The organism is Haloferax sp. DFSO52, assembly GCF_048158745.1.
In the GTDB taxonomy this organism is placed as follows: domain Archaea; phylum Halobacteriota; class Halobacteria; order Halobacteriales; family Haloferacaceae; genus Haloferax.
In genome coordinates this window covers 1,630,559-1,642,884 of record NZ_JBLOPB010000001.1, presented here as the reverse complement: position 1 = coordinate 1,642,884, position 12,326 = coordinate 1,630,559, and the positions used below count along the sequence as shown (strand labels likewise).

Here is a 12,326-nt window from a genome sequence, read left to right as displayed (position 1 = left end):
ATTAGGTCGTTTAAGTCGTGCGATTTCCGTTGATGTCGGAAAAATCGTCGTCGCTCGTAAACGACCGTGATACTGTCTGTGAGAAACTTTTATATATAAGTTCGAACACGACACTGACACGATGTCTCACAATGACACGGAGGATTCGTCGGGTTCCCCGGCGGGTCGAGTTCTTCCAGGGCACATTAGCCCAACAATCTGAAATCGAAGACGTACGAATCTTCGACACGACACTCCGCGACGGCGAACAGTCTCCGCGAACCTCGTTCAGTTACGAGGAAAAGCGCGACATAGCCGCCACCCTCGACGCCATGGGCACCCATGTCATCGAGGCAGGGTTCCCGGTGAACTCTGACGCGGAGTTCGAGGCAGTTTCCGATATCGCTGCTTCGGCGAGTAATTCGACGACGTGTGGGTTGGCCCGCGTCGTGGACAAGGATATCGAAGCCGCGCTCGATTCTGGCGTGGACATGGTGCACACGTTCGTCAGCACCAGCGACGTCCAGCTGGCAGACTCGATGCACGCCTCGCGCGAAGAGGCAGTCGAGCGCGCGGTCAGAAGTGTCGAACGCGTCCGCGATGCGGGCGTCGAAGTAATGTTCTCTCCGATGGACGCCACTCGAACCGACGAGGCGTTCCTGGTCGAAGTCGTCGAAGCGGTCTCTGAGGCCGGCGTCGACTGGATCAACCTCCCCGACACGTGTGGTGTTGCGACGCCGACTCGCTTCGCCCGCATGGTCCGGATGGTCCGCGAACACACCGACGCTCGAATCGACGTGCACGCGCACGACGACTTCGGTCTGGCGTCGGCGAACGCGATGGCCGGATTCGAAGCCGGTGCCGCACAGGCACAGGTGTCGGTCAACGGCATCGGAGAGCGCGCCGGCAACGCCGCCTACGAGGAGGTCGTCATGGCCGCTGAATCCATCTACGGCGTCGATACCGGCATCGACACGACTCGAATCACCGAGCTGGCCCGCATCGTCGAGCAGGCGTCCGACATCCCGATTCCGGCGAACAAGCCGGTCGTCGGACGGAACGCCTTCTCCCACGAGAGCGGAATCCACGCTGCCGGTGTCATCGAGAACGCCGATACGTTCGAACCGGGCGTCATGACCCCCGAGATGGTCGGGGCAACCCGGGAGTTCGTACTCGGCAAACACACGGGGACGCACTCAGTTCGCAAGCGCCTCACCGACATCGGGTTCGAACCAACGGACGCCGAGGTCCGTGAAGTCACCCGACGCGTCAAAGACCACGGCGCAGAAAAAGAACGTGTCACCAACACGACGCTCGAGGCGTTCGCCCGCGACGTGGGCGTAACCCACGAAGACGAACGAGAGGAGGAGGTCCGCGCCTGATGGCGCTGGGCCGTGGCCCTACTGGGCGACTGCCCGGCACCTGTTCTCGGTCGGCGAGCAATCGTTGCCCGCCGCGTAACAGTTATTACCTGCCGGGAGCACGTGTCCCATACGATGAAACAGCATGGCGCACACCAGGCACGCGCGTCACCGCACGCAGCGGTGAGCGATGCCGTTGTCGCCGCTGTTCGGTCGCTCATTATTGTAGGGGCATAGCCCCCTCACACTCCATCTCCCAGTCTTCGGGTTCGAACCGCTTTCAGACACTTGAGCAGTCCCCAATCATGGAGCACCATTTCCACACAACCGACCGACAGCAGGCGCATCGACAGCAACCGACAACACATCCGCACAGAGGCCAAACATGAGTGAACGCACCGCGAAATCGACCGAACCGGACACCTCGACGGCCGAAGACGAATCGACGCCGACCGAAGTGACCTCGGGTGCGACGGCAGTTATTCGCGCACTCGAAAACGCCGGTGTCGAAACGGCATTCGGCGTGCAGGGTGGGGCAATCATGCCGATCTACGACGCCCTGTACCACTCGGACATCCGGCACGTGACGATGGCACACGAACAGGGCGCAGCACACGCCGCAGACGCCTATGGCGTCGTTCGCGGCGACCCTGGCGTCTGTCTCGCCACGTCCGGCCCCGGTGCAACGAATCTCGTGACGGGTATCGCAGACGCCAACATGGACTCCGACGCGATGCTCGCACTCACCGGTCAGGTCCCATCAGACATGGTCGGCTCGGACGCGTTCCAGGAGACGGACACGACGGGCGTCACCGCCCCGATTACGAAGCACAACTACTTCGCATCGTCTCCGGACACCGTCGGCGACACCGTCGGCGAAGCGTTCGCGCTCGCTGGCACGGGTCGACCCGGCCCGACGCTTGTCGACCTGCCGAAGGACACGTCGCTGGGTGAGACCGACCGTGAACCCGGTGAGGCACGCCCACCGGAGACGTGTCGCCCACGTCTCACCCCCGACACTGCGGACGTGGAGGCGGCCGCACGCGCAATCGAGCGCGCGGAGAAACCACTCCTCCTGTTCGGCGGTGGGGTCGTCAAAGCAAACGCGACCGACGTCGCCCGGCAGTTCGCGACCGAACACCAGATTCCGGTCGTCACGACCATGCCCGGAATCGGCACGATGCCGGAAGACGACGAACTCTGCCTCTCGTGGGCAGGGATGCACGGCACCGGCTACGCCAACATGGCTATCACGCACACCGACTGCCTCATCGCAGTCGGGACGCGCTTTGACGACCGCCTCACCGGTGGCATCGACACGTTCGCGCCCGAAGCAGAGGTTGTTCACATCGACATCGACCCGGCGGAAATCTCGAAGAACATCCACGCTGACTACCCTGTCGTCGGTGACGCTGGCCGTGCCGTCGAGGACATCGACGCCGCGATGGAACACAGTCCAGACGCTCGCGAGTGGCGCGAGCAGTGTCTGACGTGGAAAGACGAATACCCGATGGATTACGCGGCACCCGACAACGAACCGCTGAAACCGCAGTTCGTCGTCGAGGCGCTGGACGAAGCGACGCCCGACGAGACCATCGTCACGAGCGGCGTCGGCCAACACCAGATGTGGGCCGCCCAGTACTGGACGTTCCGCGAACCACGACGGTGGGTCTCTTCACACGGACTCGGCACGATGGGCTACGGCTTGCCTGCCGCCATCGGCGCACGCCTCGCTGCGGACGACGACGAGACTGTCGTCTGTGTCGACGGTGACGCCTCGTTCTTGATGACGATTCAGGAACTGTCGGTCGCCGTCCGCGAGGACCTCGATATCACCATCGCCATCCTGAACAACGAGTACATCGGGATGGTCCGTCAGTGGCAGGACGCCTTCTTCGAAGGGCGTCGGATGGCCGCTGGCTACGAGTGGTGTCCACAGTTCGACAAACTCGCCGAAGCGTTCGGTGCTCGCGGGTGGACCGTCGATTCTTACGACGAGGTTCCGAGTGCCATCGAAGAAGCACTGGCCTACGACGGCCCGTCGGTCATCGACTTCCACGTCGACCCGGCAGAGAACGTCTACCCGATGGTCTCGTCTGGCGCACCGAATGGCAAATTCGCACTCTCGGAGGACCAACTATGAGTGAGAACCGAACGGGACTGCAAGGACCGGCCCCCGACGAACGGCCCCACCCAGCGGGGCGACGCAACTCGCAAGGAATCCGAATCGACCCCGAAGCGGAGTCAGAACCCGAGCGGCGACGCACGGTGTTTTCGGCAATCGTGGAGGACGAACCCGGTGTCCTCTCGCGAATCGCTGGCCTCGCTGCACGACGACAGTTCAACATCGAGAGCCTCACGGTCGGCCCGACCACCGTCGACGGCCACTCGCGTATCACGATGGTCGTCGAGGAACCGGACCCCGGTATCGACCAGATTGAAAAGCAGATTGCCAAACTGAAGCCCGTCATCTCCATCGGCGAACTCGACGACGACGCTATTCGCACTGAACTCGTCTTGTTGAAAGTCGGTGGTGAAGAACCCGACAAGGTTCACGCCATCACGGATATGTACGACGGCAAGACCCTCGACGCCGGGCCTGAGACCATCACGGTCCAACTCACCGGCGACGAGCGCAAGATAGACGACGCCGTGGACGCGTTCCGGCGCTTCGGCATCATCGAAATCGCCCGAACTGGACAGACCGCGCTCGCACACGGCGCGAAGAAGACTGTCCCCGGAGAGGAACCCGGAACGTCCGGCGAACCAACGAAACCAACTCCAAACTCCCAATGACTGAACTCAACACGACTGTATACTACGACGACGACGCAGACCGCTCCCAAATCGACGACAAGACCGTCGCCATCCTTGGCTACGGTAGTCAGGGCCACGCCCACGCGCAGAACCTCGCAGACAGCGGGGTCGACGTGGTCGTCGGCCTCCGCGCCGGGTCCTCGTCGCGCGCAGCAGCACGCGAAGACGGACTTCGCGTCGCGACGCCGGCCGAGGCCGCCGCAGAAGGTGACATCGTCTCTATCCTCGTCCCCGACACGGTCCAACCGGCCGTCTTCGAGGAGATTCGTGACGAACTCGAACCCGGTGACACCCTGCAGTTCGCCCACGGCTTCAACATCCACTACAACCAGATTCGACCCCCGGAAGACGTCGACGTGACGCTCGTCGCGCCGAAGTCACCTGGCCACCTCGTCCGCCGCAACTTCGAGAGCGGACAGGGAACGCCCGGCCTCATCGCCGTCTATCAGGACACGACCGGAACCGCCAAAGAAGAGGCACTGGCCTACGCCCACGGTATCGGCTGTACTCGCGCGGGTGTCATCCAGACCTCGTTCCGCGAAGAGACCGAGACCGACCTGTTCGGCGAACAGGCCGTCCTCTGCGGCGGCGTCACCTCGCTCGTCAAGCAGGGCTACGAGACGCTCGTCGATGCGGGCTACTCTCCGGAGATGGCGTACTTCGAGTGCCTGAACGAACTGAAGCTCATCGTCGACCTGATGTACGAAGGTGGACTGAGCGAGATGTGGGACTCGGTCTCCGACACCGCCGAATTCGGCGGTCTCACCCGTGGTGACCGCATCGTCGACGAACACGCTCGCGAGAACATGGAGCAGATTCTCGAAGAGGTCCAAGACGGCACCTTCGCCCGCGAGTGGATCCTGGAGAATCAGGCGGGTCGCCCGTCGTACTCCCAGCTCAAAGAAGCCGAAGAGAATCACGGCATCGAGGAAGTCGGCGCGCCGCTCCGCGACCTGTTCGCGTGGGCCGACGACGACGCAGACGACGCAGACGACACAGAGAAAGCCGAAGCACCGGCAGACGACTGACCACAACAGCACCAATGACAGGAAACGAAACACGGAACGAGAAACGAGACACAGAATCGATGCGAGACATCAGCCACACGAACCCGAACACGGGCGAGACGTTCACGACGGTCTACGAACGCGGCCCGGCCGTCGCAGACGGCAGTGGCGAATCTGCGGAGTCACCAGAGATGACGGGTGGGTCCGAAACGATGGACGATGTCGACCACACTCCCCGAAACGGAACCGGGGCAAACGAGGTCTGGAAACGCGGCAAAGACGGGAAACCAACCGCTGGTGACGTAGATGAGTGAGGGAACCCTCTACGACAAAGTCTGGGAGGAACACACCGTCTCCGAACTCCCGACTGGACAGACGCAGTTGTTCTGTGGTCTCCACCTCATCCACGAAGTGACGAGTCCGCAGGCGTTCGGGATGCTGCAAGAACGTGACCTCGAAGTCGCGTATCCCGAGCGAACCCACGCAACCGTCGACCACATCATCCCCACGTCGAATCAGGCACGCCCCTTCGCCGACGACGCTGCTGAGGAGATGATGGCCGAACTCGAACAGAACGTCCGCAACTCGGGCATCAACTTCTCTGACCCCACCTCTGGCGACCAGGGGATCGTCCACGTCATCGGGCCAGAGCAGGGCCTCACCCAACCCGGCATGACCATCGTCTGTGGAGACAGCCACACCTCGACCCACGGCGCATTCGGTGCGCTGGCGTTCGGTATCGGGACGAGCCAGATTCGCGACGTGCTGGCGACCCAGACCATCGCGATGGAGAAGAAGAAGGTTCGCAAAATCGAGGTCACGGGCGAACTCGGCCCGGCCGTCGAAGCGAAAGACGTCATCCTCGAAATCATTCGCCGTCTCGGAACCGAAGGCGGTGTCGGCTACGTCTACGAGTACGCAGGCGAGGCCATCGAGAACCTCGACATGGAAGGCCGGATGAGCATCTGCAACATGTCCATCGAGGGCGGCGCTCGTGCAGGGTACATCAACCCCGACGAGACTACCTACGAATGGCTGAAGCAGACCGATTACTTCCAGGAGAACCCAGCGAAGTTCGACGAACTCAAACCGTACTGGGAGTCGATTCGGTCGGACGATACCGCAGAGTACGACGACGTCGTCACCATCGACGGGTCGGAACTCGAACCGGTCGTCACGTGGGGAACCACGCCCGGCCAGGGCGTCGGCATCACCCAACCCATCCCAGCACCGGAAGACCTGCCCGCAGACAAGCAGGACACCGCCCGGATGGCTCAGGAACACATGGGTGTCACACCCGGCGAGACGATGGAAGGCTACAAAATCGACGTCGCCTTCCTCGGGTCGTGTACAAACGCCCGGATGCCCGACCTGCGCCGCGCCGCAGAAGTCGTCAAAGGACGGCAAGTCGCCGACAGCGTCCGCGCGATGGTCGTCCCCGGCAGTCAGCGCGTCAAGGCCGCTGCGGAAGCAGAAGGCCTCGACCAGATATTCAAAGACGCAGGCTTCGAGTGGCGAGAAGCAGGCTGTTCGATGTGTCTCGGCATGAACGAAGACCAACTGCAGGGCGACGAAGCCTCTGCGTCTTCGTCGAACCGCAACTTCATCGGTCGGCAGGGTTCGAAAGATGGCCGCACCGTCCTGATGAACCCCCGGATGGTGGCCGCGGCGGCCATCGCCGGGGAAGTGACTGATGTGCGCGAACTGAAGGAGGTGACCACGGCATGACCGACGAGATTCCAGAGATAGATTCGGCCTCCGGGTCGGGCGTTCCCATCCGCGGCAACGACATCGACACGGACCAGATTATCCCGGCGCGATTCATGAAAGTCGTCACGTTCGACGGCCTCGGTGAGTTCGCGTTCTTCGACCAGCGATACGACGAAGACGACAACACCAAAGACCATCCGATGAACGAGGCGCACTTCCAAGACGCCTCCATCATGGTCGTCAACGCCAACTTCGGATGTGGATCTTCGCGCGAGCACGCGCCGCAGGCGCTCATGCGCTGGGGTATCGATGCCATCATCGGTGAGTCGTTCGCCGAGATTTTCGCTGGCAACTGTCTCGCACTGGGTATCCCGACGGTCACGGCTGACCACGAGACCATCGTCGAACTTCAGGCGTGGGTCGACGAGAACCCGGACGCCGACATCGACGTCGACGTGGAGAACGAGACGGTCACCTACGGAGACACCACCATCGACGTCACCGTCGACGACGCACAGCGAAAGGCGCTCACCGAAGGCGTCTGGGACACCACGGCGCTCATGAAGTCGAACGCCGACGCTGTCGCCGAAAAAGCCGCCTCCCTGCCATACATCGATGACTGAGAAAGTCGTCGTCATCCCCGGCGATGGCATCGGGAGCGAAGTGATTCCGGCAGCGGTCGACGTTCTCGACGCGGTCGGTGACTTCGAGTTCGTGGAAGCCGACGCCGGCGACCACGTGAAGGAATCGACGGGCGAGGCGCTCCCACAGGAGACCTACGACCTCGTCGCCGAGTCGGACGCGACCCTCTTTGGGGCCGCTGGCGAGACTGCCGCCGACGTCATCCTCCCGCTCCGAACGGCCGTCGACTCGTTCGTCAACGTCCGCCCGGCGAAAGCCTACCCCGGCGTGGACGCGCTTCGCCCCGAGACGGACCTCGTCTTCCTTCGGGAGAACACCGAGGGCGTCTACTCGGGCCACGAAGACCGCCTCTCCGACGACCTCTCGACGCTCACGCGCGTCGTGACAACGTCGGCATCGGAACGACTCGCGGAGTACGCCTGTGACTTCGTCGGCGGCGAAGGCGGCCACTTCCAAGTCGCCCACAAGGCGAACGTGATGCGCGAGACTGACGGCCGCTTCCGCGACGCTGTCGTTTCTGTCGCTGCGGAACGTGGCGTCGAAACCGAAGAGGTCCTCATGGACGCCTTCGCGACACGCGTCTGTCTCGACCCGACGCAGTTCGACACCATCGTCTGTCCGAACCTCGCGGGCGACGTGCTCTCGGACCTCGCTGCGGGTCTCGTGGGTGGACTTGGACTGCTCCCCTCGGCGAACATCGGTCCGGAGACTGCCCTCTTCGAACCGGTTCACGGGTCTGCTCCCGACATCGCCGGTGAGGGCATCGCCAACCCGGCGGCGACCATCCTCTCGGCCGCGATGATGCTCGACTACCTCGACTACGATGACGAGGCCGAACAGGTCCGGTCGGCAGTCGAAGGTGTCCTCGAAGATGGTCCGCGCACGCCTGACCTCGGTGGCGACGCTTCCACTGAGGACGTGACTGCGGCCATCCTCGACCGCCTCTAACGACCACTTCTTCACCGTTTTCTTGGAGTACAGCGACAACGAGCTTCGCGACTCTGATTTTCATTCCTGAACGGTTGGCTCCAATTTCGAACAGAGACGAACGGAATCCAACATAAACAATTAACATCGCCTGTCACCCACCTTCCAGACAACGAGGACGTAACTGATGTTACCAGCAGAGCGAAAACGTCGTATCGTCGAACTCGTCTCTGAGTCCGATGGCCGGTCGGTCGAAGCCCTCTCCGAAGACCTCGGCTATTCGAAGGCGACGATACGTCGGGATTTGCGCGAACTCGAAGACCGTGGGCTGGTCGAACGGTCTCACGGTGGGGCAGTCCCCGTCACGTCTGTCGGTCGTGAGCAGACGTACGGCGAAAAGGAAGTCCAGAATCTCGACGCGAAGCGAGGAATCGCCGCCCGTGCAATCGAGGAGCTCGGAGAAGAGCAGGTCGTCTTCTTCGACGCGGGGACGACGACCATGGAAGTCGCCCGGAAAGTTCCGAACGATGGCTCGATTCTTGGTGTCACCAACTCACCTCGCCTCGCCATCGAACTCAACGATGAGGATAACGAAGTCAAACTCACCGGTGGGACCCTTCGCCGACGGACGAGAGCACTCGTCGGGCCAACTGCCGAGTCGTTCATGCAACGGACGAACTTCGACCTGCTCTTTTTGGGGACGAACGCCCTCGATGCAGACGCTGGGCTCTCGACGCCAAACGAAGACGAAGCACGGATGAAGGAACTGATGGTCGAGAAGTCTGAACGGGTCGTTCTCGTCGCCGACTCGTCGAAACTCGGTCGGCGAAGTTTCGTCCAATTCGCGTCGCTCGAAGCGATCGACCTGTTCATCACCGACGCTACACTCGACGCGACGATGCGCGATGCACTGGAAAGTGCGGACGTCGACGTCGTCGAGGGAGTTACACAATGATTCTCACAGTCACACCAAACCCCGCAGTAGACCACACGATTCACTTCGACGAACCGTTGGAACCCGGTGTCGTCCTCCGAACAGACGAGGCAGTGTTCACCGCCGGTGGCAAGGGTATCAACGTCGCCAAGTACGTCTCGGCGCTCGATGTCGATGCAACCGCGTCCGGATTCCTCGGCGGTCACTTTGGCCAGTTCATCCGTGACCGTCTCGAATCGGACGAGGTTGAAAGCGACTTCGTGAACATCTACGACACCACGCGCCTGAACACGACGGTTCTCGCGTCGGACGGCGAGTACAAACTCAACCACAACGGCCCGACCATCACCGACGACGACGTGGACGAACTCGTCGAGACAGTCGAAGCGAACGAACCCGACATGGCCCTCGTCGGGGGAAGTCTCCCACCGGGAATGTCGCTGTCGGCAGTCGACCGACTCGCTCGCGCGGGAGAGTGGCAAACCGCCGTCGACATGGGGGGGTCTGCCCTCGCAGAACTCGAGGCCGACTACTTCGCCTGTAAGCCGAACCGTCCGGAACTCGCGGAAGCGACGGGGCGGACCGTCGAATCGAACGAAGATGCGATTGCGGCCGCAGAGGAACTCCACGGCCGCGGATTCGAGTACGTCCTCGCGTCGCTCGGCGGCGACGGTGCGGTCCTCGTGACCGACGACGAAGTGTTGTCTGCCCCCGCACTCGACGTCGAAGTCGTCGATACCGTCGGCGCTGGCGACGCAATCTTCTCTGGGTTCCTCGCCGCATTAGACCACGGAAAGAGCGACGTAGACGCACTTCGATGGGGCATCCTCACGGCAGCACGTGTCGTCGGCGTCGCGGGAACGAGAGTCCCACACCTCGACGACGTGCTCACGAGTGAGACGGACGTCGACGTGACGACTATTCGAACACGGTGATTCCGCCTTAATGATTGTTAAGTTCTATAACAATCAGAAACAATCGTATTCGAAAGTATTTTTGAACACATACGCGTAAAAATGCGAATAGGGAGGCAACACTATGGCAAATGACGCAGAAGACGCAATCCGGTCCTACCTCACGTCGGTGAAGGAGGACCTCATGACGGGGGTTTCGTTCATGATTCCGTTCGTGACTATCGGCGGAATCTTCCTCGCTCTTGGCTACGCCGTCGCATCGCTTTCAAACAACGTACAGGGCGTGTTCAGTAGCACGGGTTCGGCAGGGTGGTTCCTCGCGCAAATTGGTGTCGCGGGACTCACTCTTATGGTTCCGGTTCTCGGGGCGTACATTGCGTACGCCATCGCAGACCGGCCGGGGCTCGCACCGGGGTTCATTCTCTCGTACATCATCCAACAGGGGAACGTCCTCCAGGCGGCGGGGGACGTCATCGGCCTCCAGGGAGGCGCAGCAGGTGCTGGCTACCTCGGCGCTATCGTCGCCGGGTTCCTCGCGGGTATCGTCGCCCGGTGGTTCAAGAACCTCGACGTCCCGGAGTTCATCGCACCGATGATGCCGGTGCTCCTCATTCCGGTGTTGACAACCGCAGTGTTGACGCCGATTATGCTGTTCGTGCTCGGCGTCCCAATCTCCATCGCGAATGCAGGACTCACCGAATTCCTGAGCAGTATGCAAGGTGGCAGTCAAGCCATCCTCTTCGGCGCAATCGTCGGTGCGATGATGGCTGCTGACATGGGTGGACCCATCAACAAGGTCGCCTACGTGTTCTCGGTCGGCCTCATCTCTGAGGGCGTCACCGCACCGATGGCCGCCGTGATGATTGCCGGAATGGTCCCGCCAATCGGTCTCGCCCTGTCGAACTTCATCGCACCGCAGAAGTACACAGAAGAGATGTACGAGAACGCCAAGAGTGGCATTCTCCTCGGCTTTTCGTTCATCACTGAAGGAGCGATTCCCTACGCCGCAGCAGACCCCGCCCGCATCATCCCCAGCATCATCGCCGGGAGCGCAGTCGCGGGCGCGGCGTCGATGGCACTCAACGTGACGATGCCCGCACCACACGGTGGCATCTTCGTCGTTCCGCTGTCGAATCAGCCGTTCATGTTCATCGGCTGTATCCTTCTGGGCTCTCTCGTGACCGCAGCAATCGCGACGGGCATCAAGCCCGACTTCGAGGTCACAGCGGGTTCGTCCCAGAGTGCCGACGACTGACCACGACAACCAACCACATCTTTCCACTACTCGAACGAAGCACCATGGACGTCCAAGACATAAGCACCATCACACCGCTCGAACTGATTTCACTCGAAGAGCCACCGGCGACGAAGGAAGGAGCCATCGAGTTTCTCCTTGACCTGGCGGTCGACGCCGGCCGTGTCGAGGACCGCGAGGCGGCCCTCGAAGCACTCCTCGAACGCGAAAAAGAGGCGACGACCGGCGTCGGGTTCGGTATCGGCATCCCGCACGCAAAGACCGACACAGTCACGAAACCGACGGTCGCCTTTGCCCGTTCCACGGATGGCATCGACTTCGACGCGATGGACGACAAGCCCGCACGACTGTTGTTCATGATTCTCGTCCCCGCCGAGGGTGGCGAAGACCACTTGCAGATTCTGAGCGCTCTCTCGCGCTCGCTCATGCACGAAGAGGTGCGGACAGACCTCCTCGAAGCCGAGAAGAAAGAGACCGTCCAGGACATCCTCAGTGAGGTGGTCGCCTGATGGAACGAATCGTTACTGTCGTCCCCGAAGACGGTCTGCACGCGCGTCCCGCCACGAAATTCGTCGAGACGGTCAACGAGTTCGACGCCGACGTGCAAGTCGGTCGTGCGGACTCTGACGACCTCGCCCCCGCTGCGAGTATGCTCGCCGTGACCGGACTCGGCGTTGCTGCCGGTGACGACGTACGCCTCGTCGCATCGGGCGACGACGCAGAGGCAGTCCTCGACGCGCTCGAAGACATCCTTTCGACGCCTGAATCCGAATCCTGACC

13 protein-coding genes are annotated in these 12,326 nt (G+C 61.9%); all 13 read left to right on the top strand.

The window, feature by feature from the left end; genetic code table 11:
- The first annotated feature begins 131 nt into the window (after positions 1-131).
- The 13 genes from ACK3SC_RS08605 (at position 132) to ptsH1 (ending at position 12,324) form a co-directional block, all read left to right on the top strand.
- Positions 132-1,361 carry a LeuA family protein gene (locus tag ACK3SC_RS08605; RefSeq protein ID WP_416839703.1) on the top strand — a complete coding sequence of 410 codons (1,230 nt, stop codon included), beginning with the start codon at positions 132-134 and terminating at the stop codon, positions 1,359-1,361.
- A 364-nt stretch (positions 1,362-1,725) separates the two neighbouring features.
- Entirely contained in the window at positions 1,726-3,483 is a 1,758-nt protein-coding gene (gene ilvB / locus ACK3SC_RS08600; RefSeq protein WP_416839702.1) for a biosynthetic-type acetolactate synthase large subunit, read from the top strand.
- A complete protein-coding gene (gene ilvN, locus ACK3SC_RS08595) occupies positions 3,480-4,136 on the top strand; it encodes an acetolactate synthase small subunit (protein WP_416839701.1) in 657 nt (218 codons plus the stop codon). Before ilvB ends, ilvN begins: the two co-directional genes overlap by 4 nt.
- Positions 4,133-5,185: a ketol-acid reductoisomerase gene (gene ilvC / locus ACK3SC_RS08590; protein WP_416839700.1), complete on the top strand. Its 1,053-nt coding sequence runs from the start codon at positions 4,133-4,135 to the stop codon at positions 5,183-5,185. Before ilvN ends, ilvC begins: the two co-directional genes overlap by 4 nt.
- Positions 5,186-5,199: 14 nt before the next feature.
- The gene (locus tag ACK3SC_RS08585; RefSeq protein WP_416839699.1) at positions 5,200-5,478 is read left to right on the top strand and encodes a hypothetical protein; all 279 of its coding nucleotides are present in this window, start codon (positions 5,200-5,202) and stop codon (positions 5,476-5,478) included.
- Entirely contained in the window at positions 5,471-6,892 is a 1,422-nt protein-coding gene (leuC, locus tag ACK3SC_RS08580) for a 3-isopropylmalate dehydratase large subunit (RefSeq protein WP_416839698.1), read from the top strand. The genes ACK3SC_RS08585 and leuC overlap by 8 nt, the downstream gene beginning before the upstream one ends.
- Positions 6,889-7,497, top strand: a complete 609-nt coding sequence (leuD, locus tag ACK3SC_RS08575; RefSeq protein ID WP_416839697.1) for a 3-isopropylmalate dehydratase small subunit — start codon at positions 6,889-6,891, stop codon at positions 7,495-7,497. The genes leuC and leuD overlap by 4 nt, the downstream gene beginning before the upstream one ends.
- The gene (gene leuB / locus ACK3SC_RS08570) at positions 7,490-8,464 is read left to right on the top strand and encodes a 3-isopropylmalate dehydrogenase (RefSeq protein ID WP_416839696.1); all 975 of its coding nucleotides are present in this window, start codon (positions 7,490-7,492) and stop codon (positions 8,462-8,464) included. The genes leuD and leuB overlap by 8 nt, the downstream gene beginning before the upstream one ends.
- 166 nt (positions 8,465-8,630) lie before the next feature.
- The gene (gene glpR / locus ACK3SC_RS08565; RefSeq protein ID WP_416839695.1) at positions 8,631-9,398 is read left to right on the top strand and encodes an HTH-type transcriptional regulator GlpR; all 768 of its coding nucleotides are present in this window, start codon (positions 8,631-8,633) and stop codon (positions 9,396-9,398) included.
- Positions 9,395-10,312, top strand: a complete 918-nt coding sequence (gene pfkB / locus ACK3SC_RS08560) for a 1-phosphofructokinase (protein WP_416839694.1) — start codon at positions 9,395-9,397, stop codon at positions 10,310-10,312. Before glpR ends, pfkB begins: the two co-directional genes overlap by 4 nt.
- 103 nt (positions 10,313-10,415) lie before the next feature.
- On the top strand, positions 10,416-11,546 hold the full coding sequence (gene ptfC, locus ACK3SC_RS08555; protein ID WP_416839693.1) for a fructose PTS transporter subunit IIC: 1,131 nt from the start codon (positions 10,416-10,418) through the stop codon (positions 11,544-11,546).
- Between the two features lie 44 nt (positions 11,547-11,590).
- Positions 11,591-12,055 carry a fructose PTS transporter subunit IIA gene (ptfA, locus tag ACK3SC_RS08550; RefSeq protein ID WP_416839692.1) on the top strand — a complete coding sequence of 155 codons (465 nt, stop codon included), beginning with the start codon at positions 11,591-11,593 and terminating at the stop codon, positions 12,053-12,055.
- Positions 12,055-12,324: a phosphocarrier protein HPr gene (ptsH1, locus tag ACK3SC_RS08545; protein WP_416839691.1), complete on the top strand. Its 270-nt coding sequence runs from the start codon at positions 12,055-12,057 to the stop codon at positions 12,322-12,324. Before ptfA ends, ptsH1 begins: the two co-directional genes overlap by 1 nt.
- Positions 12,325-12,326 lie beyond the last annotated feature (2 nt).